The organism is Pseudomonas sp. LG1E9, assembly GCF_003290225.1.
In the GTDB taxonomy this organism is placed as follows: Bacteria; Pseudomonadota; Gammaproteobacteria; order Pseudomonadales; family Pseudomonadaceae; genus Aquipseudomonas; species Aquipseudomonas cyclaminis.
The window spans coordinates 3,063,512-3,086,214 of the sequence record NZ_CP029983.1 but is presented as its reverse complement, the minus strand read 5'-3'; the positions used below and the strand labels follow the sequence as shown (position 1 = coordinate 3,086,214).

21 protein-coding genes are annotated in these 22,703 nt (G+C 62.2%); 14 read left to right on the top strand and 7 right to left on the bottom strand.

The window, feature by feature from the left end; genetic code table 11:
- Positions 1–15 precede the first annotated feature (15 nt).
- The 4 genes from DNK50_RS14575 to ltnD form a co-directional block, all read right to left on the bottom strand.
- The gene (locus DNK50_RS14575; protein ID WP_112194750.1) at positions 16–1,476 is read right to left on the bottom strand and encodes an SLC13 family permease; all 1,461 of its coding nucleotides are present in this window, start codon (positions 1,474–1,476) and stop codon (positions 16–18) included.
- Positions 1,477–1,573: 97 nt separating this feature from the next.
- Complete coding sequence (locus DNK50_RS14570) at positions 1,574–2,218, bottom strand: aldolase (RefSeq protein ID WP_112194748.1); 645 nt, start codon at positions 2,216–2,218, stop codon at positions 1,574–1,576.
- On the bottom strand, positions 2,215–3,507 hold the full coding sequence (otnK, locus tag DNK50_RS14565; RefSeq protein ID WP_112194746.1) for a 3-oxo-tetronate kinase: 1,293 nt from the start codon (positions 3,505–3,507) through the stop codon (positions 2,215–2,217). The genes DNK50_RS14570 and otnK overlap by 4 nt, the downstream gene beginning before the upstream one ends.
- A gap of 10 nt (positions 3,508–3,517) precedes the next feature.
- Entirely contained in the window at positions 3,518–4,528 is a 1,011-nt protein-coding gene (gene ltnD / locus DNK50_RS14560) for an L-threonate dehydrogenase (RefSeq protein ID WP_112194744.1), read from the bottom strand.
- 136 nt (positions 4,529–4,664) lie between these two features.
- On the opposite strand from ltnD, the gene DNK50_RS14555 reads away from it, so the two are divergent.
- The 6 genes from DNK50_RS14555 (at position 4,665) to DNK50_RS14530 (ending at position 9,557) form a co-directional block, all read left to right on the top strand.
- A complete protein-coding gene (locus DNK50_RS14555; RefSeq protein WP_099584575.1) occupies positions 4,665–5,255 on the top strand; it encodes an amino acid synthesis family protein in 591 nt (196 codons plus the stop codon).
- 42 nt (positions 5,256–5,297) lie between these two features.
- Positions 5,298–6,131, top strand: coding sequence for an alpha/beta fold hydrolase (locus tag DNK50_RS14550; protein ID WP_112194743.1), 834 nt, complete (start codon positions 5,298–5,300; stop codon positions 6,129–6,131).
- The gene (locus DNK50_RS14545) at positions 6,128–7,609 is read left to right on the top strand and encodes an aldehyde dehydrogenase (protein WP_112194741.1); all 1,482 of its coding nucleotides are present in this window, start codon (positions 6,128–6,130) and stop codon (positions 7,607–7,609) included. The genes DNK50_RS14550 and DNK50_RS14545 overlap by 4 nt, the downstream gene beginning before the upstream one ends.
- Before the next feature lie 12 nt (positions 7,610–7,621).
- On the top strand, positions 7,622–8,107 hold the full coding sequence (locus DNK50_RS14540) for a flavin reductase family protein (protein ID WP_112194739.1): 486 nt from the start codon (positions 7,622–7,624) through the stop codon (positions 8,105–8,107).
- A gap of 131 nt (positions 8,108–8,238) precedes the next feature.
- Complete coding sequence (locus DNK50_RS14535) at positions 8,239–8,991, top strand: GntR family transcriptional regulator (protein WP_112194737.1); 753 nt, start codon at positions 8,239–8,241, stop codon at positions 8,989–8,991.
- Positions 8,992–8,993: 2 nt separating this feature from the next.
- Positions 8,994–9,557 (top strand): NUDIX hydrolase, encoded by a 564-nt coding sequence (locus DNK50_RS14530; protein WP_112194736.1) that lies wholly within the window; start codon positions 8,994–8,996, stop codon positions 9,555–9,557.
- 140 nt (positions 9,558–9,697) lie between these two features.
- On the opposite strand, the gene DNK50_RS14525 is transcribed toward DNK50_RS14530, so the two are convergent.
- Entirely contained in the window at positions 9,698–9,991 is a 294-nt protein-coding gene (locus DNK50_RS14525) for a DUF1330 domain-containing protein (protein ID WP_112194734.1), read from the bottom strand.
- A gap of 69 nt (positions 9,992–10,060) precedes the next feature.
- Here DNK50_RS14525 and ribBA point away from each other — a divergent pair, with 69 nt between their 5' ends.
- The 5 genes from ribBA to DNK50_RS14500 all read left to right on the top strand — a co-directional run bounded on the left by ribBA (position 10,061) and on the right by DNK50_RS14500 (position 15,262).
- On the top strand, positions 10,061–11,170 hold the full coding sequence (gene ribBA, locus DNK50_RS14520; protein WP_099584568.1) for a bifunctional 3,4-dihydroxy-2-butanone-4-phosphate synthase/GTP cyclohydrolase II: 1,110 nt from the start codon (positions 10,061–10,063) through the stop codon (positions 11,168–11,170).
- Between the two features lie 164 nt (positions 11,171–11,334).
- Positions 11,335–12,360: an ABC transporter substrate-binding protein gene (locus tag DNK50_RS14515; protein WP_112194732.1), complete on the top strand. Its 1,026-nt coding sequence runs from the start codon at positions 11,335–11,337 to the stop codon at positions 12,358–12,360.
- Positions 12,357–13,274 (top strand): ABC transporter permease, encoded by a 918-nt coding sequence (locus DNK50_RS14510; protein WP_099584566.1) that lies wholly within the window; start codon positions 12,357–12,359, stop codon positions 13,272–13,274. Before DNK50_RS14515 ends, DNK50_RS14510 begins: the two co-directional genes overlap by 4 nt.
- A 6-nt stretch (positions 13,275–13,280) precedes the next feature.
- On the top strand, positions 13,281–14,090 hold the full coding sequence (locus DNK50_RS14505) for an ABC transporter permease (RefSeq protein WP_112194730.1): 810 nt from the start codon (positions 13,281–13,283) through the stop codon (positions 14,088–14,090).
- A 17-nt stretch (positions 14,091–14,107) separates the two neighbouring features.
- The gene (locus DNK50_RS14500) at positions 14,108–15,262 is read left to right on the top strand and encodes an ABC transporter ATP-binding protein (RefSeq protein ID WP_112194728.1); all 1,155 of its coding nucleotides are present in this window, start codon (positions 14,108–14,110) and stop codon (positions 15,260–15,262) included.
- A gap of 127 nt (positions 15,263–15,389) precedes the next feature.
- Here the strand turns inward: DNK50_RS14500 and DNK50_RS14495 are convergent, their stop codons facing one another.
- Positions 15,390–16,790, bottom strand: a complete 1,401-nt coding sequence (locus DNK50_RS14495; protein WP_099584599.1) for a cytosine permease — start codon at positions 16,788–16,790, stop codon at positions 15,390–15,392.
- Between the two features lie 321 nt (positions 16,791–17,111).
- Here DNK50_RS14495 and DNK50_RS14490 point away from each other — a divergent pair, with 321 nt between their 5' ends.
- A complete protein-coding gene (locus DNK50_RS14490) occupies positions 17,112–17,597 on the top strand; it encodes a flavin reductase family protein (protein ID WP_112194727.1) in 486 nt (161 codons plus the stop codon).
- 55 nt (positions 17,598–17,652) lie between these two features.
- Positions 17,653–18,696, top strand: a complete 1,044-nt coding sequence (locus DNK50_RS14485; protein WP_099584563.1) for an LLM class flavin-dependent oxidoreductase — start codon at positions 17,653–17,655, stop codon at positions 18,694–18,696.
- Positions 18,697–18,746: 50 nt separating this feature from the next.
- Here DNK50_RS14485 and DNK50_RS14480 read toward each other — a convergent pair whose 3' ends face one another.
- Positions 18,747–20,048, bottom strand: coding sequence for an Nramp family divalent metal transporter (locus DNK50_RS14480; RefSeq protein ID WP_112194725.1), 1,302 nt, complete (start codon positions 20,046–20,048; stop codon positions 18,747–18,749).
- Positions 20,049–20,262: 214 nt separating this feature from the next.
- On the opposite strand from DNK50_RS14480, the gene DNK50_RS14475 reads away from it, so the two are divergent.
- Positions 20,263–22,671 carry a glucose/quinate/shikimate family membrane-bound PQQ-dependent dehydrogenase gene (locus DNK50_RS14475; protein ID WP_112194723.1) on the top strand — a complete coding sequence of 803 codons (2,409 nt, stop codon included), beginning with the start codon at positions 20,263–20,265 and terminating at the stop codon, positions 22,669–22,671.
- The last annotated feature ends 32 nt before the right edge of the window (positions 22,672–22,703 follow it).

The window sequence follows — 22,703 nt, the reverse complement described above, 5'->3', positions numbered from 1 at the left end:
AAAAACTCCCAGGAGTCAGACAAAAGGCCAGATCAGCAGGGTAATCAGGAAACCCAAGGTGCCGAGCAACGTCGTGATCACCGTCCATGTGCGCAACCCGTCGGCCACATTAAGCCCGGCAAGCTTGGTGAAGATCCAGTAGCCGGCATCGTTGATATGGGACATGGCCAGCCCGCCACCGCCCATCGCCAGGCACAGCAGCGCCAGGTGGTTGGGCGTGAGGTTGAGGGTGGCGATCAGCGGGCTGATGATACCGGCCGTGGTCACCAGGGCAACGGTGGTGGAACCTTGCACCGCCCGCAGCAGCATGGTCAGCAAAAAGCCCAGGGCCAGCACCGGCAGGCCGGTGGTGCGCAGCATGTCGGAGACCACGGCGCCGATCCCGGTGTCCACCAGCACTTTGCCGAACACCCCGCCGGCACCGGCGATCAGGATCACCATGGCCACGCCCGGCAGCGCCGAGCCGATCACGTCCGAGACCTGGGTGCGGCTCCAGCCCCGACGAGAGCCCAGCAGCCAGGCGCACAGCAAGGTATCAATCAACAGCGCCACCAACGGCGCACCAAGCACGGTCATCACCCCACGCAGCATCGATTCAACCGGCAGCAGCGAGGTGGCCAGGGTGCCCAACAGGATCAGGACGATCGGCAGCAGAATCAGGCTCACGATCAGGCCGAAACCCGGCGCCGGGGCCGCTGGCAACTTGGCGACGATGGCGCTGGTGGACTCTTCCAGGCCCATGTGGGGCTCGGCAACGCCAGCCTGCTGCACCGCTTTGTCGTTGCCGTGGGTCCAGGCCTTCAAATCGTCATTGGTAACGTGGGGGCCATAGACTTCGGCACGAATGTCGTCGGTCATCGGGTAAAAGCGGCGGGTCATGCGCCCCGCCACGCGATAGCCGACGTAGCAGAGCAATGCAGTGATCGGCAGGCCGAACATCAGCACCCGACCCAAATCCGCCCCCAACTGACTGGCCGCCGCCACGGCGCCTGGATGGGGCGGCAGGAATGCATGCACCGTCAGCAGCGCCGCACACATCGGCAAGGCGAACATCAGCAGCGGTTTGCGCGCCCGGCGCGCCACGCCGTAGGCCAGCGGCATCAGGATAATCACCCCGACCTCAAAGAACACCGGCACGCCGATGATGAACCCGGCGATGGTCAGCGCCAATGGCGTGCGGCTGTTGCCGAATCGCTCGATCAGCGACTTGGCCAGGGCCTCGGCGCCACCGGAAAGCTCGATGATCCGCCCGATCATCGCGCCCAGGGCGATGATGATCGCGATATGACCGAGGGTCTTGCCCATGCCGCCTTCGATGGTCGCCACCAGGTCGGCCGGTTTCACCCCGGCCACCAGCGCCACCACGATACTCACCAGCATCAGCGCGACAAACGGCTGGAATTTGTACTTGAGGACCAGGAATAGCAGCAGCGCGATACCCGCGCCGGCAGTCAACATCAAAATCAGTGGGCTCATTCGAAAATGTCCTGTTGTTATTGTTTTTTGGCGCAAGCCGGCCCCGTCGAAATCCGCAGGCGGGTCTCGCTGGAGGCTTGCAGTTTCGGTCTACGGGTTACCAGTGCGCGCCGAACGTCTCGCGCAGTTCATCCAATGCCGCTTGATCCATCGGCGCGGGCCGAGGGTTACTCATCAACCAGAGCCTGGCGGTTTCTTCCAACTCTTCCAGGGCATAGCTGGCCCTGGACACTGAGCTTTCCCAGACCACCGGTCCGAGGCGTTCGAGCATCACTCCGCGCACACTGTTGGCCAGTTGCGCCACTTGCTCGGCGACCTTGGGCGAGCCAGGGCGTTGATAGCCGATCAATGGAATGTGCCCGACCTTCATCACTTGGTAGGGCGTGAGCGGCGGCAGGATATCGTCGTCGCGCCAGACACCGGCGAGGGTCAGCGCCACCAGATGGGTGGAATGGGTATGCACCACGCCGCCCACCGAAGGATTGCGGTCATACACCTGCCGATGCAAGGCCAGGGTCTTCGAAGGTTTATCCCCGGACACCCACTCGCCTTGCAGGTTGACCTTGGCAATTGCCGCCGGCTCAAGACGGCCGAGGCAGACGTCGGTAGGGGTAATCAGCCAACCATCGTCGAGGCGCGCGCTGATATTGCCGGCGCTGCCGACGGTGTAGCCGCGCTGATAAAGGCTGCGGCCGACGTCGCAGATTTCTTCGCGCTGGGCCTGCTCGTCGATGCCGCTCATTGGGCATCTCCGGCCAGGTGCGCGAGGGCTTTGGCAAAGAAGTCGCGGCCACCGAAGTTGCCCGACTTCAGCGCCAGCGCCAGCGGTTCGGCGGAGCTGCTGAGCGTGGCCGGCACGCCGGGGTCGATCTGCGCACCGATCTGCAACAGGTTGACGCCAAGCGCCTTGACCACGGCGCCGGAGGTCTCCCCGCCCGCCACCACGAAGCGCCGCACACCTTGCTCGCGCAGGCCGGCAGCAATCTCGCCCAACGCCTCCTCCACCAGCGCCCCGGCGCGTTCGACCCCGAGTTGTTGCTGCACCGCCTTGACCTCGGCCGGGGTGCTGGTGGCGTAAATCAACACGGTTTGTGAACTGTCACGGGCAAAGGCCAGCGCCTGTGCGACCACAGGCTCACCCGCGGCCAGGGCGACGGGGTCAATGCGCAACGCCGGGCGACCGGCTTCGCACCACGCGGCCACCTGGCCGAGGGTCGCTACCGACGCACTGCCTGCCAGCACCACTTCGCCGCCGCCGACCGTGGGCAATGCACTGACATCCAAATCACGCAGTTTACCGGCGCGTCGAAAATTGCCCGGCAGGCCCAACGCCAGGCCCGAGCCGCCCGTCAGCAACGGCAAGTCGGCGCAGGCACTGCCCAATGTGTAGAGATCCTGGTCCGACAGCGCGTCAGCGATGGCGATGCCCACCCCTTGCTCGCGCAGCTCGGCAATCTTCTGGCGTGTAGCGTCGAGACCCGCGGCGACCGCGTCGTAGCGCAGCAACCCCACCGGTAATTGCGTCTGCTGTTGCAGCACCCGCACCAGGTTCGCGTCGCCCATGGGCGTCAACGGGTGGTGCTGCATGCCCGATTCGCTGAGCAACTGGTCCTGCACAAACAAGTGGCCACGAAAAATTGTCCGGCCGTTTTCCGGGAAGGCCGGGCAGGCCAGCGTGAAGTCACTGCCCAGCGCCTTGAGCAACGCCTCGCTGACCTGGCCGATATTGCCGGCGGCGGTGGAATCAAAGGTGGAGCAGTACTTGAAGAAAATCTGCTCACAGCCCTGCCCGCGCAGCCACTCCAACGCGGCCAGTGATTCTTCGACGGCCTCGACAGCAGGCGTGGTGCGCGACTTGAGCGCGATGACGATGGCATCGGCATCCAGCCCATCGGCGACTTCGCGGCTGGGAATGCCAATGCTCTGCACCGTACGCATACCGCCGCGCACCAGCATGTTGGCAAGGTCGGTGGCGCCGGTGAAATCGTCGGCAATGCAGCCCAGCAACGGGCGTGCGGTGGGGTTAGTCATGGAGCGGTCCTCACACAGATTCGGGCTTGGCGGTCGGCAGATCGATGCCAGGGAAAATCTTGATCACCGCCGAATCGTCCTCGCGGCCGAAACCGGCGCTGGAGGCCTGCATGAACATCTGGTGCGCCGTGGCCGACAGCGGCAGTGGAAACTTGCTCGCACGGGCGGTATCCAGCACCAGGCCCAGGTCCTTGACGAAAATGTCCACGGCCGACAGCGGCGTGTAGTCGGCCTTGAGAATGTGCGGCACGCGGTTCTCGAACATCCACGAATTGCCGGCGCTGTGAGTGATCACCTCATACAAGGCATCGGCGTCGACCCCTTCGCGCAGGCCCAGGGCCATGGCTTCGGCGGATGCGGCGATGTGCACCCCGGCGAGCAATTGGTTGATGATCTTGACCTTGGAGCCCAGCCCGTGGACATCGCCCAGGCGATAGACCTTGCCGGCCATGCCCGCGAGTACCGCTTCGGCCTTGGCATAGGCGGCCTGCGGGCCGGACGTCATCATGGTCATTTCGCCGGCGGCGGCTTTGGCCGCACCGCCGGAAATCGGCGCATCCAGGTACAGCAGGCCGTGTTCGCCCAGGCGCTGGCCCAGTTCTACGGCGTAGGTCGGCGCCACGGTGGCACAGCCGATCAACAGGCTGTCTGGCCGCAACGCCGCCACGGCACCGCCTTCACCAAACAACACGGTCTCGGTCTGTTCGGCGTTGACCACCACCGTGATGATCACATCGCACGTGTCCGCCATGTGTGCGGGCGATGTGCACGCCACTCCGCCTTCGCCGGCGAACTGTTGGGTGACTGCCTCACGCACATCACAGGCATGCACATTGAACCCGGCGCGCAGCAGCGAGCGGGCAATGCCCAGCCCCATCGCGCCCAAACCGATCACACCGACATTCTTATTATTCATGGGTACTCCAGGGGAAAACGGCGGCTGACACCACACCGGCGAGCCGCGTTGGAATTGTGATCGATCATCCACCAATGAACGGATTATGTGAAGTATTTTTTCCATCTAACATTTTTTAACATCGACTCGATTAAATCTCACACCCGCCCTTTGTCGCCTCACCTCATTTTCGCCACTTGTGCTTTGCGTATTATGGTATACCATCATACGAAATCCTCACCCACACCTGATGGAGCCGCTCATGAGTTTCGAAATCCGCAAGATCGTCAGCTATGTAGAAGAGACCTTTATCGAAGGCGGCAAAGCCTCCGACACCCCGGTAAAAATGGTCGGCCTTGCCGTCGTACTGAAAAACCCCTGGCTCGGTCGCGGTTTCGTGGAAGACCTCAAGCCTGAGATCCGCGCCAACTGCTCCGACCTCGGTGCCCAGATGGTCGAGCGTCTGGTGAGCATCATCGGCGGCGCTGAAAAGATCGAAGCCTATGGCAAGGCCGCCGTGGTCGGTGCCGACGGCGAGATCGAACACGCCAGCGCGATCATCCACACCCTGCGCTTTGGCAACCACTACCGTGAAGCGGTCAAGGCCAAGAGCTACCTGAGCTTCACCAACAAGCGCGGCGGCCCAGGCACCTCGATCCAGGTACCGATGATGCACAAGGACGACGAAGGCCTGCGTTCGCACTACATCACCCTGGAAATGCAGATCGAAGACTCACCGCGTGCCGACGAAATCGTCGTGGTCCTGGGTTGCGCCGACGGCGGCCGCCTGCACCCGCGCATCGGCAATCGCTACATCGACCTGGAAGAACTGGCGGCGGAAAGCGCCCAGTAAGCACGGCCGGCCACCACAACAAAAAGCATGCAGGAGCGCTCCATGATTCGGCTCACCGCTGAACACACACCGGCTGGCACCAGTTACCTGGCGACCGGCCAAGGCCAGCCTGTGGTTTTGATCCACGGCGTGGGCCTGAATAAAGAAATGTGGGGCGGCCAGGTGGTTGGCCTGGCCACGAATTACCGCGTGATCAGCTACGACATGCTCGGCCACGGCGCCAGCCCACGCCCGGCCGCCGGCACGCCGCTGCTCGGTTACGCCGACCAGTTGCTGGAACTGCTCGACCACCTGCAACTGCCCAAGGCCACGGTGATCGGCTTTTCCATGGGCGGCCTGGTAGCGCGTGCCTTTGCGCTGCATTACCCGCAACGCCTGCAAGGCCTGGTGGTGCTCAACAGTGTGTTCAACCGCAGCCCCGAACAGCGCGAAGGCGTGATCGCCCGCACCGCCCAGGCCGCCGAACATGGCCCGGATGCGAATGCCGAAGCGGCGCTGTCGCGCTGGTTCAGCCGCGAATACCAGGCGGCCAACCCGGCGCAGATTGCTGCGCTGCGCGAAACCCTGGCGGGCAACGATCCCCAGGGCTACCTCACCACCTATGAACTGTTTGCGACCCAGGACATGTACCGCGCCGACGACCTGGGCAGCATCCAGGCGCCGACCCTGGTCGCCACCGGTGAGCTGGACCCCGGCTCCACGCCGCAGATGGCCCGGCAACTGGCCGAGCGCATTCCCGGCGCGACCGTTGCGGTACTGCCCGAGCAACGGCATATGATGCCGGTAGAATCGCCGCGCCTGGTCAACCAGCTGCTGCTGGGGTTTCTTGAAACGGCACACTCCCAACAACACCCGATAAAGGGGATCGTGGCATGACGCTTGAACGCTTCCAGATGTGCATCGGCGGTGAATGGGTCGATGCCCTGTCCGGCAAGACCTTTGACAGCCTCAATCCGGCGCTGGCCGAGCCTTGGGCGCAATTGCCCGACGCCGACGAAGCGGATGTGGAGCGCGCCGTACAGGCCGCCCAAACCGCTTTCGACAGCCCGGCCTGGCGCGGCCTCACCGCCACCGCACGGGGCAAACTGCTGCGTCGCCTGGGTGACCTGATCGCCGCAAACACAGAGCGACTGGCCCAGCTGGAAAGCCGCGACAACGGCAAGCTGATCCGCGAGACCCGTGGCCAGGTCAGCTACCTGCCAGAGTTTTTCCACTACACCGCAGGCCTGGCCGACAAGCTTGAAGGCGGCACCCTGCCGCTGGATAAACCCGACCTGTTCGCCTACACCGTGCACGAAGCCATGGGCGTGGTTGCCGCGATCATTCCGTGGAACAGCCCTCTGTACCTCACCGCGATCAAGCTCGCACCGGCCCTGGCGGCGGGCAACACCATTGTGATCAAACCGTCGGAACACGCCTCGGCGACCATTCTCGAACTGGCACGCCTGGCGCTGGAAGCCGGGATCCCACCGGGTGTGGTCAACGTGGTCACCGGTTACGGCCCGAGCACCGGCGCCGCCCTCACCCGCCATCCGCTGGTGCGCAAGATCGCCTTTACCGGCGGCGCGGCCACGGCGCGGCATGTGGTGCGCAGCAGCGCCGAGAACTTCGCCAAGCTGTCCCTGGAATTGGGCGGCAAGTCGCCGAACATCATCTTTGCCGATGCTGATCTGGACAGCGCCATCAATGGCGCGATTGCCGGCATCTACGCGGCGTCCGGGCAAAGCTGCGTGTCCGGCTCGCGCCTGCTGGTGCAGGCTGAAATCTACGACGAATTCGTCGACCGCCTGGTGGCACGCGCCCAGCGCATCCGCATCGGCAACCCCCAAGACGACGCCAGCGAAATGGGCCCCATGGCCACCGCGCAGCAACTGGCCGTGGTCGAAGGCCTGGTCGCCGATGCCATCGCCGAAGGCGCGCGCCTGCGCACCGGCGGCAAGCGCCCACAGAACCTCGGCGAAGGTTGGTTCTATGAGCCAACGCTGTTCGAGTGCGACCGCAATTCGATGAAAATCATGCAGGAAGAAGTGTTCGGCCCAGTGGCCTCAGTCATCCGTTTCAAGGATGAAGCCGAAGCTCTGGCCACCGCCAACGACTCGCAGTTCGGCCTCGCCGCCGGTATCTGGACCCGTGACCTGGGCCGCGCCCATCGCCTGGCGCGGGACGTGCGTTCGGGGATCATCTGGGTCAACACCTACCGTGCGGTGTCGGCGATGGCGCCCATCGGCGGTTTCAAGAACAGCGGCTACGGGCGCGAAAGCGGCATTGATTCGGTACTGGCCTACACCGAGCTGAAGACGGTGTGGATCAACCTCTCCCAGGCGCCCATGCCTGATCCTTTTGTGATGCGTTAAGAGTCCACGACCATGATCGAACCCGGCATTTATAAAGACGTCATGAGCTCCTTCCCCTCCGGCGTCACGGTGGTCACCGCCCTCGACCCGGACGGCGGTATCGTCGGCATTACCGCCAGCGCGTTCAGCGCGCTGTCGATTGACCCGGCGCTGGTGCTGTTCTGCCCCAACTATGCGTCGGACACCTACCCGATCCTGCGCGACAGCAAGCGGTTTGCAATCCACCTTTTGTCTGCCGACCAGACCGCCGAAGCCTATGCCTTTGCCAGCAAGGGCAAGGAAAAGGCCAAGGGCATCGAGTGGCACTTGAGCGAACTGGGCAACCCGCTGCTGGCCAAGGCCACGGCGATCATCGAGTGCGAGTTGTGGCGCGAATACGACGGTGGTGACCACGCGATCATCGTCGGCGCGGTGAAGAACCTGATCCTGCCCGCCGAACCGGTCACGCCGATGATCTACCACAAGGGCAAGCTGGGCCCATTGCCGACGCTGGCGTGAGGCGTCCGGGGGCCGTGAGGGTTTGTCGCTTAAAGAACGCAGCATGATAAACTTGGGCACGATTTTCGGCCCTCAATCGGCCCCCGGCCGGCCGAGGCCTCCAGTCAACCGCCACATTCAGAGCTAACCCCATGAAACGCGCGCCCCTCGACGACAGCTTCAAGGTCAATCACAACCCGGTCACCCTGCGCGAAATCGTGTTGGAAAAACTGCGCAGCGCCATCATGAACTTCCAGTTGCTGCCCGGTGACCGCCTGGTGGAGCGCGACCTGTGCGACCGTCTCGGCGTCAGCCGCACCTCGGTACGCGAAGCCTTGCGTCACCTGGAGTCCGAAGGCCTGGTGGAGTTCGCCGATGCCAAGGGCCCGCAAGTGGCAATCATCACCCTGGCCGACGCCGTCGACATCTATGAACTGCGTTGCGTGCTCGAAGGCTTGATCGTGCAGCTGTTCACCCTGCGCGCCAAGGCCAAGGACATCAAGGCCCTGGAAAAAGCCCTGGAAGAAAACCGCAAGGCCCTCAAGGACGGTGAACTGCAACAGGTCATCGACTCGGTCCAGGGCTTCTATGACGTGCTGCTCGAAGGCTCCGGCAACCACGTGGCCGCTACCCAATTGCGCCAGTTGCAGGCCCGCATCAGCTACCTGCGTGCCACCTCCGTGTCCCAGGAAAACCGTCGCGGCACCAGCAACCAGGAAATGGAACGCATGGTCCAGGCGATCAAGAGCGGCGACCCGCTCGCGGCCCACCAAGCGTGTGTCGATCACGTGCGTGCCGCCGCCGCCGTGGCTCTGGATTACCTCAAGCACAAACAGGAAGAGACCGGCAAGACGCCGGAAATCACCCTGCCGATCGCGCTCAAAGAACCGCGCATAGGCCGCTGACCGTGCCCAGCCCGCGCTTTTGCCCGACCTGCGGCGGCAGTGACCTCGGTCACCAACTGCCACCGGGCGATACCCATGAGCGCCTGATGTGCCGGGGCTGCGGCTATATCCATTACATCAATCCCAAGATCATCGCCGGCTGCATCATCGAGCAGGACGGCAAGTACCTGCTGTGCCAACGGGCTATTCCCCCGCGCCCCGGCACCTGGACCTTACCCGCAGGCTTCATGGAAGGTGGCGAAACCACTGAGCAGGCGGCATTGCGCGAGGTGTGGGAAGAAAGCGGCGTACGCGCCGAGATCGTCTCGCCCTACTCCATCTTCAGCGTGCCGAAGATCAGCGAGGTGTACATCATCTTCCGCGCGATTGCGCTGGAGATCACCGGGCAGTTCGGGCCGGAGACGCTGGATTACAAATTCTTCGCACCCGAGGACATTCCCTGGGACAGCATCTACTACCCGGCGATCCGGCAGATCCTCGAGCGGTATATCGAGGAGCGGCAGGTTGGGGTGTATGGCATTTATATCGGCAACGACGACAGCGGCAAGATTCACTTCATTCGCTGACCTCAAGGCCAAACACGAATCAAAATGTGGGAGGGGGCTTGCCCCCGATGGCGGTGGTTCAGCTACCTTATTCAGTGGCTGACACACTGCTATCGGGGGCAAGCCCCCTCCCACATTTGGACCACTATTTGGCTTGATAACTAGGGCGCCAAGCCTTCCACAATAATGATCTGCGCCACCCCCGCCCCCTCACGGTGCGCCTTGGCTTGCTGATACTCGGCAGACTCATAACACGCCACCGCCTGCTCGTAGCTATCAAACTCGATCACCACATTACGCTGCCGTGCCGGCCCGCCTTCCAGCGCCTCACTGCGCCCGCCCCTGGCCAGAAACCGCCCGCCGAACTTCGCAAACGCCGCCGGCGCGCGCTGGGTGTATTGCGTGTACTGCTCTGCATCAGACACATCCACATGGGCGATCCAATAGGCCTTCATCGTGACATCCTCTTGTTTAGATTTTGTGGTATACCATAATACATACAACCAACAAGTCGAGCATTTCACATGGCCTTCAACAGCATTGCAGACATCATCGAAGACTACCGCCAAGGCAAGATGGTGCTTCTGGTGGACGACGAAGACCGGGAAAACGAGGGTGACCTGTTGCTGCCCGCCGCCTGCTGCACCGCCGAGACTATAAGCTTCATGGCCCGTGAAGCCCGCGGCCTGATCTGCCTGACACTCACCGACGAGCACTGTCAGCGCCTGGGCCTTGAGCAAATGGTGCCGAGCAATGGCAGCGTGTTCAGCACCGCGTTTACCGTGTCCATCGAAGCCGCCACGGGCGTGACCACCGGCATCTCCGCCGCCGACCGCGCACGCACCGTGGCAGCGGCCGTGGACATCAATGCCGGACCGACCGACATCGTGCAGCCGGGGCATATCTTCCCGTTGCGCGCCAAGGATGGCGGCGTGCTGACTCGCGCCGGGCATACCGAAGCCGGTTGCGACCTGGCGCGCCTCGCCGGGCACACGCCGGCCTCGGTGATCGTCGAAGTAATGAACGACGACGGCACCATGGCCCGCCGTCCGGAGCTGGAAGTCTTCGCACGCAAACATGGCATCAAGATCGGCACCATCGCCGACCTGATCCACTACCGCCTCAGCACCGAACGCACCGTGGTGCGCATTGGTGAGCGCGACCTGCCCACGGTGCACGGCACCTTCCGCCTGATCACCTTTGAAGACCGTATCGACGGCGGCGTGCACATGGCGATGGTCATGGGCCAGTTGCACCGCGATACACCTGCACTGGTGCGCGTGCATGTGATCGACCCGCTGCGCGACCTGGTCGGTGCCGACTACAGCGGCCCGTCAAACTGGACGCTGTGGGCTGCCTTGCAACGCGTGGCGGCCGAAGGCAGCGGCGTGGTGGTGGTGCTGGCCAATCATGAGTCGTCCCAGGCCCTGTTGGAACGCGTACCGCAACTGACCCAGGCGCCGCGCCAGTTCAGCCGGTCGCAGTCGCGCATTTACTCGGAAGTCGGCACCGGAGCGCAAATTTTGCAGGACCTCGGGGTGGGCAAGTTGCGCCACCTGGGCCCACCTTTGAAATACGCAGGCTTGACCGGTTACGACCTCGAAGTAGTGGAAAGTATTCCCTTCGTTTCATGACCCGGCCAGATAGCCGGTATGGCAAAGTGCTTGCGCAAAGTTTGGAATACCATAATATGATATTCCATAGGTTGGATGACCTTTATAACGTCATCCACACCGACTGCTCCCGATAGGCGGGCATCCAAAGCCCCGCTCATAAACACAACAATGAGGGCGTAAAAATGGTGTTGAACAAAGGTGCAACCGCAGCGCTGTTTGCGGGACTACTGAGCGTGACCAGCCACGTCGCGCTGGCGGCCGAAAGCGTCAATTTCGTGAGCTGGGGCGGTAGCACCCAGGATGCGCAGAAGCAGGCGTGGGCTGACCCGTTCAGCAAGGCCAGCGGTATCACCGTCGTGCAGGATGGCCCCACCGACTACGGCAAACTCAAAGCCATGGTCGAGAGCGGCAACGTGCAGTGGGACGTGGTGGATGTGGAGGCCGACTTCGCCTTGCGCGCCGCCGCCGAAGGCCTGCTCGAACCGCTGGACTTCTCGGTGATCCAGCGCGACAAGATCGACCCGCGCTTCGTCTCCGACCACGGTGTCGGTTCGTTCTTCTTCTCCTTCGTGCTTGGCTACAACGAAGGCAAGCTCGGCGCGGGCAAACCCCAGGATTGGACCGCGCTGTTCGACACCAAGACCTACCCCGGCAAACGCGCCCTCTACAAATGGCCAAGCCCAGGCGTGCTCGAACTGGCGCTGCTGGCCGACGGTGTACCCGCCGACAAGCTCTACCCTCTGGACCTGGACCGCGCCTTCAAGAAACTCGACACCATCAAGAAAGACATCGTCTGGTGGGGCGGCGGCGCGCAGTCGCAACAACTGCTGGCCTCCGGCGAAGTCAGCATGGGGCAGTTCTGGAACGGCCGTATCCACGCCCTGCAGGAAGACGGTGCACCGGTCGGCGTGAGCTGGAAGCAAAACCTGGTGATGGCCGACATTCTCGTTGTGCCTAAAGGTTCGAAAAACAAAGCGGCAGCGATGAAATTCCTGGCCAATGCCAGCAGCGCCAAGGGCCAGGCGGATTTTTCCAACCTGACCGCCTATGCGCCGGTGAACATCGACAGCGTGCAGCGCCTGGATTCAGTCCTCGCACCCAACCTGCCGACGGCGTATGCCAAGGACCAGATCACCCTCGATTTCGCCTACTGGGCCAAGAACGGCCCGGCCATTGCGACACGGTGGAATGAATGGCTAGTCAAATGAAAATGACGGCAACCACACCGACCGGGAGCGCCCTCGGCGCTGCCGGTGCGGTACCGGCCAAGACACCCTCGCCGTCCCTGGCACAGCGTTGGCGCGGATCGAGCAACCTGATCCCGGCCCTGCTGTTTCTCGGCCTGTTCTTCCTCGCGCCGCTGATCGGCCTGCTGCTGCGCGGCGTGCTGGAGCCGGTGCCGGGCCTGGGCAACTATGAACAGCTGTTCGCCAACTCGGCCTATGCCCGGGTGTTGCTCAATACCTTTTCGGTGGCGGGACTGGTGACCTTGTTCAGCCTGCTACTGGGCTTTCCGCTGGCCTGGGCAATCACCCTGGTGCCGCGTGGCTGGGGGCGCTGGATGCTGAGCATTGTGCTGCTGTCGATGTGGACCAGCCTGCTGGCCCGCACCTATTCCTGGCTGGTGTTGCTGCAAGCCTCCGGGGTGATCAACAAGGCGTTGATGGCCATGGGCATCATCGATCAGCCATTGGAGATGGTGCATAACCTCACCGGCGTGGTGATCGGCATGAGCTACATCATGATCCCATTCATCGTGCTGCCGTTGCAGGCGACCATGCAGGCCATCGACCCGATGATCCTGCAGGCCGGCTCGATCTGCGGCGCGAGCCCGTGGACCAACTTCTTCCGTGTCTTCCTGCCGCTGTGCCGGCCGGGGTTGTTCTCCGGCGGGCTGATGGTGTTCGTGATGTCTCTCGGTTACTACGTCACCCCGGCGCTGCTCGGCGGTGCGCAGAACATGATGCTGCCCGAGTTCATCATTCAGCAGGTGCAGTCGTTCCTCAATTGGGGCCTGGCCAGTGCCGGCGCCGCGTTGCTGATCTTCATCACGCTGGTGTTGTTCTACTTCTACCTGAAGCTTCAGCCGGAATCCCCGGTTGGCGCCAGCAACGCGAGGTAAGCCGTCATGCTCCTGACCCCCAACGCCATGAGCCGCAGGATGCGCTTGGGCCTCTACACCACCACCGGGTTGATCGGCCTGTTCCTGCTGCTGCCGATCGTGTTTATCGTGCTGCTGTCGTTCGGCTCGTCGCAATGGCTGGTGTTCCCGCCGCCCGGCTGGACGCTCAAATGGTACGGCCAATTCTTTTCCAACCCCGATTGGATGAACGCCGCCATGGCCAGCCTCAAGGTCGCGGTGTTGACCACGGTGTTCGCCGTCGCCCTGGGCCTGCCCACCGCATTTGCCCTGGTGCGCGGGCGCTTCCCCGGCCGCGAGTTGCTTTACGGCCTGTTCACCCTGCCGATGATCGTGCCGCTGGTGATCATCGCCGTGGCGGTGTATGCGCTGTTCCTCAAGCTGGGCTACACCGGCACGATGTTCGCCTTTGTGGTCAGCCATGTGATCGTTGCGCTGCCGTTTACCATCATCTCGATCATCAACTCGCTGAAGCTGTTCGACCAGTCGATTGAAGACGCGGCGGTGATCTGCGGCGCCTCGCGCTTGCAGGCCGTGTTCAAGGTGACGTTCCCGGCAATTCGCCCTGGGATGGTCGCCGGTGCACTGTTCGCGTTCCTGGTCTCATGGGACGAAGTGGTGCTCAGCGTGATGATGGCCAGCCCGACCCTGCAAACCCTTCCCGTAAAAATGTGGACCACCCTGCGCCAGGACCTGACGCCTGTGATCGCCGTCGCCTCGACGCTGCTGATCGGCCTCTCGGTGCTGGTCATGGTGATTGCCGCCGCCGTTCGCCGGCGCACCGAAACCCGCGCTTGAGCGCCGAGGATTAAGACATGAGTGCAGTGATCAATGACCCCGTGCAAACACTTGGCCAAAGCCTGGTGAGCCTGCGCAACCTGAACAAGTTCTACGGCGAATTTGCTGCCGTGGACAACATCTCGCTGGACATCCAGGACGGCGAATTCCTCACCTTCCTCGGCTCCAGCGGCTCTGGCAAAAGCACCACCCTGTCGATGCTCGCCGGTTTCGAAACGCCGAGCAGCGGCGAGATCCTGGTCAGCGGCCAATCGCTGGTCAACGTGCCGCCGCACAAGCGCGACATCGGCATGGTGTTCCAGCGCTACTCGCTGTTCCCGCATTTGTCGGTGCGCGACAACATCGCCTTCCCCCTGGCGATCCGCAAACTGGCCAGCGCCGAGCGCGAAAAGCGTGTCGACGCCATGCTCAAGCTGGTGCAGCTTGAGCAGTTCGCACATCGCCGCCCTTCGCAACTGTCCGGTGGCCAACAGCAACGAGTCGCCATCGCCCGCGCGCTGGTGTACGAACCGCGCATCCTGCTGATGGACGAACCCCTCGGCGCCCTCGACAAAAAGCTGCGTGAAGACCTGCAGGACGAACTGCGCCAGCTGCACCGGCGCCTGGGCATCACCATCGTCTACGTGACCCACGACCAGGAAGAAGCCATGCGCCTGTCCCAGCGCATCGCGATTTTCAGCCACGGCAAGATCGTCGGCCTGGGCAGCGGCTTCGACCTGTACCAGAACCCGCCGAACGCGTTCGTGGCGTCGTTCCTCGGCAACTCCAACTTCCTCAAGCTCAAGGCCCAGGGCAACGCAGTGGCGTCGTTCGAAGGCCAATCCCTGTCGATCCGCCTGACCACCGGGTTGCGCACCGAACAGGACGTGCTGCTGATGATACGCCCGGAAAAAGCCCTGGCGCTGAGTGTCGAACAGGCCGCCGAGCAACCGCTGGCGGCGGGCTGGAATGAAGTGTCGGCCATCGTCGGGGAAGTGTTGTTTCTCGGCGAAAGCCAGACCTGCACCGTGCGCACCCTGGGCGGCACGTCGATGACGGTCAAGGCGCTATCGGCTGCGGGTATGCCGCTCAAGGCCGGCGACCCGGTGCGTGTGCGCTGGGCGACGGCGGATGCGTGTGTGTATACCGAGTGGGCCGAAAGCGACCTGAACAAGGCCGCTGGCGCGCATTGAGTCACGGTTGTGGGGCCAATGACGATTGCCTATCTGCTCAAAAACAACGCAAATCAAATGTGGGAGGGGGCAAGCCCCCTCCCACATCCAGACGAGAATCCCGGCGCTGGCGCCCCTCGCCACAGGGTTATGACAGTCGGTAGACCGCCTTGGCCTTGCGGGTGTGTTGACGTGTCGCCAGGCAGTAATACAACGGACACGTCACCACCAAACCCACCAGCCACGACAGGTCCGCGCCTTCCACCAGGTTGGCCCACGGCCCCACGTACAGCGACGTATTGGCAAACGGCAACTGCACGATGATGCCGATGAAGTACGCCACGATCGCATGCAGGTTAAAGCGCCCATACACGCCGCCATCTGCCTGGAAGATCGAAGCGATGTCATAGACGCCGCGCTTGATGACGTAGAAGTCGATCAGGTTGATCGACGCCCACGGCACCAGTACCAGCAACAGCGCGAGGATCAGGCCGATGAACTGCGAAATGAAATCCGCCGACGCGCCCAACGCCACCACGCAACAGCCGGCGAGGATCACGCCCGACAGCACCACGCGCACTTTGATACTGGGAGTCCAGTGGCTGGCGAAGGTCTGGATCGAAGTGACGATCGACAGCACCGCGCCGTACAGATTCAAGGCGTTGTGGCTGATGATATTGAGCAAAAACAGCACCATCAGGATCGGCCCCAGCCAACCGGTGGCCTGCTTGACCGCTACCATGGCTTCGGTGCCCTCGGGCGTGGCGAGTGCGGCAACCAGGCCAAAGGCGAAGGACAGGATCGTGCCGAGGGTGGCGCCCAGGTAGGTCGCAATGAAAGGCCGGGTAATTCCGATGTCCGCCGGCAGGTAACGCGAGTAGTCGCTGGTATAGGGCGAAAAGCTGATCTGCCAGATCACCCCCAGCGACACGGTGGCCAACCAGCCAGCCGCGTTGAAGCCGCCACGGCTCAGGAAATCCGCTGGTAGGTCATGGGCAAAGATGTAGGCAAACCCGGCGAGCAATGCGCTGCCCATCACCCAGGTGCCGATACGGTTCAAGGTGTGGATAAAGCGGTAGCCGATCACGCCGATGGCGGTGGCGCTGAGGGCGCCGATCAGGATGCTCGCCGGCACCGGCACCGACGGCACGATGCCGACGATGGATTTGCCAGCCAGCACGATGTTGGAAATAAAGAAGCCGATGTAGATCAGTGCGGCGAAGAACACAATCAGCAAGGCGCCGTAGCGGCCGAACTGGCCACGGCTCTGCACCATCTGCGGAATGCCCATGCGCGGGCCCTGGGCCGAGGCGAGGGCTATCACGATACCGCCGAGCAGGTGCCCGAGGGCAATTGCCAGCAGTCCCCAGGCCAGATTGAGGTGGAATACCTGGGCGACCATGGCGCCGGTGACGATGGGCAGCGGCGCGATGTTGGTGCTGAACCATAAAGTGAACAGGTCGCGGGCCTTTCCGTGGCGCTCTGCGAGAGGGACGTAATCGACCGTGTGATGCTCGATCAGGGGGTCTTGCCGGGACATCTGGGGCATGGAAATGAACTCGCGTTTGTCTGATCTTATAGTTGTTTGACGCCATACCGAGGGGAGCTCTTCGACCCTCTCGGATGAACACCATATTATGGTATTCCAACATTTCCACAAGACTGATCCGCTGTTTGTACCTGCAACTGATCCGGTTCCCTGTCGCCTTGAATCCCTTAAATTTCAGCCTGAACCCCAGCATTCATTGGATATTTCGCCAGAACAAGACGTTTATCGGGGGTTTAAAAAAGCGCTTGCAAGCTGTGTATTACGGTATACCATCATACCTAGAAATTAATAAAAACCGCTTCACCGCCAGAGGACCGTCACATGATCGATGCCGCCATCTACAAACAAGTGATGGGTTCATTTCCGTCCGGGGTCACCGTGATTACCACGCTCGATGACGACGGCCAGATCGTCGGCCTCACCGCCAGCGCCTTCAGCTCCTTGTCCATGGAACCGGCCCTGGTGCTGTTCTGCCCCAATTACAGCTCCGACTCCTACCCCATTCTGATCAAGAACAAGCGCTTTGCCATCCACGTCCTGTCGGGCGGCCAGCAAAGCGAAGCCTATGCGTTTGCGCGCAAGGGCAAAGACAAGGCCCAAGGCATCGAATGGACGCTCAGCGCGCTGGGCAACCCGATCCTGGCGAATGCCACGGCGGTGATCGAGTGCGAGCTGTGGCGTGAATATGAAGGCGGCGACCACGCGATCATGGTCGGCTCGGTGAAGAACCTGATCGTGCCGGAACAGGCCAACGGGCCCTTGGTCTATTGCCACGGCAAAATGGGCGCCCTGCCCGTGCCTGCCTGACCTCCCAGCAAACCCGGTATTTGCGCAAAACAACAACAGATTAGAGGTAAGCACCATGAAGTTTTCGCTGTTCGTACACATGGAACGTTGGGACGAAAGTGTCAGCCATCGTCAGTTGTTCGAAGACCTGACCGAACTGACCCTGATGGCCGAGGCCGGCGGTTTCAGCACCGTGTGGATTGGCGAACACCACGCCATGGAATACACCATTTCGCCAAGCCCGATGCCGCTGCTGGCTTACCTCGCGGCCAAGACCACCACGATTCATCTGGGCGCCGGCACCATCATCGCGCCGTTCTGGCACCCGCTGCGGGTGGCGGGCGAATGCGCCTTGCTCGACGTGATCAGCAACGGGCGCATGGAAGTCGGCCTGGCTCGCGGCGCGTACCAGGTGGAGTTTGACCGCATGGCCGGCGGCATGCCCGCCTCCAGCGGCGGCCAGGCCCTGCGTGAAATGGTGCCGGTGGTGCGTGCACTGTGGAAAGGCGACTACGCCCACGACGGCGAGATCTGGAAATTCCCCACCTCCACCAGCGTGCCCAAGCCGATCCAGCAGCCCAACCCGCCGATGTGGATCGCCGCCCGCGACCCGGACTCACACAACTTCGCGGTGGCCAACGGCTGCAATGTGATGGTGACGCCGCTGATGAAGGGCGACGAAGAAGTCCTCGATCTGAAAAACAAATTCCAGGCGGCCCTCGACAACAACCCCGACGTACCGCGCCCGCAATTGATGGTACTGCGCCACACCCATGTGCACGCGGCCGATGATCCGGAAGGTTGGAAAGTCGGGGCCAAGGCAATCTCGAAGTTCTATCGCACCTTCGATGCCTGGTTCGGCAATAAAGAAGTCCCGGTGAATGGCTTCCTGGCGCCAAGCCCGGAAGAAAAATTCGCCGCCCGCCCTGAGTTCGAACTGGAAAGCCTGCACAAGACCGCGATGATCGGCACCGCCGCCGAGATCATCCCGCGCATCCAGTACTACCAGGAACTGGGCGTGGATGAGTTCAGCTTCTGGTGCGATAACAGCTTGTCTCATGCAGAGAAGAAGAAGTCGCTGGCGCTGTTTATCGAGCAGGTGGTGCCGGCGTTTCGTTGACTGCTTGCAGGCTTCGCATCAAGCAGATGCGGAGCCTGCACGTCCGGCAATCAGCTGAACAGTTCGACACCCAACTGGAACGCAACCCACAGCGCCAGCCCCGTGGCAAAGAGCAGCGCGATATTTTCGAACAGGTTGTTGCGGTATTCCTTGCTCAACAGCGACTTCTGGTTGGACATGATCAGCAAGCCGAGGGAAATCACCGGCAAACCAATGATGTTCAACGCGCTGACGCCGATGGTCAGCGTGACAAAGTCCGGCATGCCCGGCAGCGACCAGATCAGTGGGGTCACCAGGATGAACAACATGAACCACTTGTGCAGCGGGTCATGGTGGAATTCTTTGCCGTAACGCTCGCGGCGTCCGGGCCGTACATGCTGGAAGGCATCGGTGATCAGCATTGGAAACGCCGTGGTTTTACCGGAGATGCTGGCAAACAACGTTGCGAACACGCCAATAAAGAAGATGTACCAGCCAATAGGGCCGAAGAAGATTTCGAGTGCCTTACCCAGGTCGCCCAGGGTCTTCACTTCAATGCCGTTGGGCCGCAGGATCTCGGCGCCTACAATCCAGATCGCCAGGTTGATCACAATGCCTACGAACACGGCAAATAGCAGGTCGTTGCGTTGGATGCGCTTGTGCTGTGGGCCAACCCAGCCTTTTTGACGCATGACATAGGGGTGCACGAAGTTGGCAATCGAGCCCGCCACCGCGCCGATCACCGAGACCGCCACCAGCAATGCCCCGTGTACGCCCTCATCCGGCGGAATGCTGAAACCAATCGTCCCTTTGACAATGCCCGCCATATCCGGCCCGGACATCACCGCCAGCGCAATGAATGCGAGGGTCATGATTGCCAGCAGGCCTTTCATCACACCTTCGATCATCGAATAGATATTGCGCCCGACCAGCAACCATACGGCCAACACCACCGCCACCGAACACAGCAATGCATAGTCGGTCTTGAACAGCATGGCCAGGGCTTCCCCCGCGCCCTTGATCATGTAGGCATTCATCAAATGCCCCATCAGCAGCGCATACACCAGCAGGAACCAGGCGAAAAACGGGTTCAACTGAGCGTAACCCTGGAGGATCGTCATGCCTTGGTTATTGCACAGCTGAAACCGCGCAATGATGTTGACGATCAGGTACCTGAGCAGCAGGGACACTGCCAGCACCCACATCATGGCGTAACCATAGTTGGCGCCGGCCACGGAGGACGTAATCAAATCGCCTGCGCCCAGCCAGGACAGTACCGCAATGACGCCGGGGCCAAGCAACTTGAGAAGTCGTACAACATGGCCGGGCGCAGAGGCCACAGCCTTGCCTTCGACAGAAGGAAAACCGGTCATAGGAGAGTCTCCGTTATTTTTTTTGTGAGAGCCTGGGTAGTCGAACACAATTGATATGACGTCGTACAACCATGATAGTGAGTTAAGTATTAATAAATGTTTCGTGCTAACCAGGGCGTCCGCAATGGCCTAAGACGCGTTGCAAAATGTACTATCTGGTTACTTATCTTGCTAAAATCGCGTCTTTGCCCTCTCACATTCGAGTCCTTTCGACATGAAACGAGCATCGCGCGCCCCTGGCGTCTCTAGATTCCTACTCCTGGGCCTGGGCGTTGTCATCGCCCTGCTCGGCCTTGCCCTCGCCGTCGGCGGCGCCAAACTGGTCAGTCTGGGTGGCTCCTGGTACTTCCTGATCGGCGGCGTCGTCATGGCGATTGCCGGCCTGTTGATTGCCCGGCGTAACCCGGCGGGCGCGTGGTTGTTCGCCGCATTCCTGGTCGGCACAGCCATCTGGGCCGTGGCGGATGTGGGCCTGGTGTTCTGGCCGCTGTTCTCGCGCGTGTTCATGTTCGCCGCCATCGGCATGGTCGTGGCGCTGGTGTATCCGCTGCTGGTCGGCAAGCCTGCACGCGGTGCCTATGGCGTCGCTGCCGTGTTGGCAGTGGGCGTAGCGGTTGCGGCGGGCAATATGTTTGTCGCCCACCCAAGTGTCGCCCCCACCGGTGCCGGCCCAGGCGTCACGCCCGTGGCCCCGGCCGATGCGCAGAAAGATTGGGCGCACTACGGCAACACCGAAGGCGGCAGCCGTTTCGCCGCGCTGGACCAGATCAACCGCGACAACGTCAACAAGCTCAAAGTCGCCTGGACCTACCACACCGGCGACGTAGCGATCAGCGACGGCAACGGTGCCGAAGACCAACTGACCCCGCTGCAGATCGGCAACAAAGTCTTCATCTGCACCCCGCACAACAACCTGATCGCCCTCGACGCCGACACCGGCAAAGAGCTGTGGAAGAACGAAGTCAACGCCAAGTCGGCGGTGTGGCAGCGTTGCCGTGGCATGGCGTATTTCGACGCCACCGCGCCGATTGCCCAGCCGCCCCAGCCCAACAGCTCGCCGATCATCGCCGCCACGGTTGCGCCCGGCGCGCAGTGCCAGCGCCGTTTGCTGACCAACACCATCGACGCACGCCTGATCGCGGTCGATGCCGACACCGGCAAATTCTGCGAAGACTTCGGCACCCACGGCCAAGTGGATTTGAAAGCCGGCCTGGGCAACGTCCCGGACAGCTACTACCAGCTCTCCTCTGCCCCACTGATCGCCGGCACCACCGTTGTGGTGGGCGGCCGCGTGGCGGATAACGTGCAGACCGACATGCCAGGCGGCGTGATCCGTGGTTTTGATGTAATCAGCGGCCAGATGCGCTGGGCCTTCGACCCCGGCAACCCAGAAGACAAACAAGCCCCGACCGGCGACAGCACCTACGTGCGCAGCACGCCAAACAGCTGGGCGCCGATGTCCTACGACCCGCTGATGAACACGATTTTCCTGCCGATGGGCAGTTCGTCCACCGATATCTACGGCGTTGAGCGCACCCAGCTCAACCATAAATACGGCGCTTCGGTGCTGGCCCTGGATGCCTCCAGCGGTGCGGAAAAATGGGTGTACCAGACCGTCCACAACGACCTGTGGGACTTCGACCTGCCGATGCAGCCAAGCCTGATCGACTTCACCCCGCCTGGCAGCGACAACGCTGTACCGGCGGTGGTGATTGGCACCAAGGCCGGGCAGATCTACGTGCTGGATCGCGCCACCGGCAAGCCGCTGACCGAGGTCAAAGACGTACCGGTCAAGGCCGCCAACATCCCCAATGAGCCCTACTCTCCAACCCAGCCTAAATCGGTGGGCATGCCGCAGATCGGCGCGCAAACCCTGACTGAATCGGACATGTGGGGCGCCACGCCGTACGACCAGTTGCTGTGCCGCATCGACTTCAAAGGCATGCGCTACGACGGTCTGTACACCGCGCCGGGCACCGATAAATCCCTGAGCTTTCCCGGCTCCCTGGGCGGCATGAACTGGGGCAGTATTTCCACCGACCCGGTGCACGGTTTTATCTTCGTCAACGACATGCGCCTGGGCCTGTGGATCCAGATGGTGCCGGCGCAGAAAAACGCCCAAACCTCCTCCGGTGGCGAAGCGCTGAACACCGGCATGGGCGCCGTCCCGCTCAAGGGCACGCCGTATGCCGTGAACAAAAACCGCTTCCTGTCGGTGGCCGGCATTCCGTGCCAGGCGCCGCCGTTCGGCACCCTGACCGCTATCGACATGAAGACCCAGAAAGTCGCGTGGCAAGTACCGGTCGGCACTGTTGAAGACACCGGCCCGCTGGGCATCCGCATGCACCTGCCAATCAAGATCGGCCTGCCGACCCTCGGCGGCACCCTGTCGACCCAGGGCGGTTTGATCTTTATCGCCGGTACCCAGGACTTCTACCTGCGCGCCTTCAACAGCGGCAATGGTGATGAAGTCTGGAAGGCCCGCCTGCCCGTCGGCAGCCAAGGCGGCCCGATGACCTACGTGTCGCCGAAAACCGGCAAGCAGTACGTAGTCATCACCGCTGGCGGTGCACGCCAATCCACTGACCGTGGCGACTACGTGATCGCCTACGCCCTGCCATAACCCCTCTGTCCGCGCGGTGCCCTTGCACCGCG

Bases quoted from the DNA above. Each gene is read 5' to 3' on its own strand.
- DNK50_RS14575 (WP_112194750.1), bottom strand. From the start codon at position 1,476: ATGAGCCCACTGATTTTGATGTTGACTGCCGGCGCGGGTATCGCGCTG.
- DNK50_RS14570 (WP_112194748.1), bottom strand. From the start codon at position 2,218: ATGAGCGGCATCGACGAGCAGGCCCAGCGCGAAGAAATCTGCGACGTC.
- otnK (WP_112194746.1), bottom strand. From the start codon at position 3,507: ATGACTAACCCCACCGCACGCCCGTTGCTGGGCTGCATTGCCGACGAT.
- ltnD (WP_112194744.1), bottom strand. From the start codon at position 4,528: ATGGAAAAAATACTTCACATAATCCGTTCATTGGTGGATGATCGATCA.
- DNK50_RS14555 (WP_099584575.1), top strand. From the start codon at position 4,665: ATGAGTTTCGAAATCCGCAAGATCGTCAGCTATGTAGAAGAGACCTTT.
- DNK50_RS14550 (WP_112194743.1), top strand. From the start codon at position 5,298: ATGATTCGGCTCACCGCTGAACACACACCGGCTGGCACCAGTTACCTG.
- DNK50_RS14545 (WP_112194741.1), top strand. From the start codon at position 6,128: ATGACGCTTGAACGCTTCCAGATGTGCATCGGCGGTGAATGGGTCGAT.
- DNK50_RS14540 (WP_112194739.1), top strand. From the start codon at position 7,622: ATGATCGAACCCGGCATTTATAAAGACGTCATGAGCTCCTTCCCCTCC.
- DNK50_RS14535 (WP_112194737.1), top strand. From the start codon at position 8,239: ATGAAACGCGCGCCCCTCGACGACAGCTTCAAGGTCAATCACAACCCG.
- DNK50_RS14525 (WP_112194734.1), bottom strand. From the start codon at position 9,991: ATGAAGGCCTATTGGATCGCCCATGTGGATGTGTCTGATGCAGAGCAG.
- ribBA (WP_099584568.1), top strand. From the start codon at position 10,061: ATGGCCTTCAACAGCATTGCAGACATCATCGAAGACTACCGCCAAGGC.
- DNK50_RS14515 (WP_112194732.1), top strand. From the start codon at position 11,335: ATGGTGTTGAACAAAGGTGCAACCGCAGCGCTGTTTGCGGGACTACTG.
- DNK50_RS14510 (WP_099584566.1), top strand. From the start codon at position 12,357: ATGAAAATGACGGCAACCACACCGACCGGGAGCGCCCTCGGCGCTGCC.
- DNK50_RS14505 (WP_112194730.1), top strand. From the start codon at position 13,281: ATGCTCCTGACCCCCAACGCCATGAGCCGCAGGATGCGCTTGGGCCTC.
- DNK50_RS14500 (WP_112194728.1), top strand. From the start codon at position 14,108: ATGAGTGCAGTGATCAATGACCCCGTGCAAACACTTGGCCAAAGCCTG.
- DNK50_RS14495 (WP_099584599.1), bottom strand. From the start codon at position 16,790: ATGCCCCAGATGTCCCGGCAAGACCCCCTGATCGAGCATCACACGGTC.
- DNK50_RS14490 (WP_112194727.1), top strand. From the start codon at position 17,112: ATGATCGATGCCGCCATCTACAAACAAGTGATGGGTTCATTTCCGTCC.
- DNK50_RS14485 (WP_099584563.1), top strand. From the start codon at position 17,653: ATGAAGTTTTCGCTGTTCGTACACATGGAACGTTGGGACGAAAGTGTC.
- DNK50_RS14480 (WP_112194725.1), bottom strand. From the start codon at position 20,048: ATGACCGGTTTTCCTTCTGTCGAAGGCAAGGCTGTGGCCTCTGCGCCC.
- DNK50_RS14475 (WP_112194723.1), top strand. From the start codon at position 20,263: ATGAAACGAGCATCGCGCGCCCCTGGCGTCTCTAGATTCCTACTCCTG.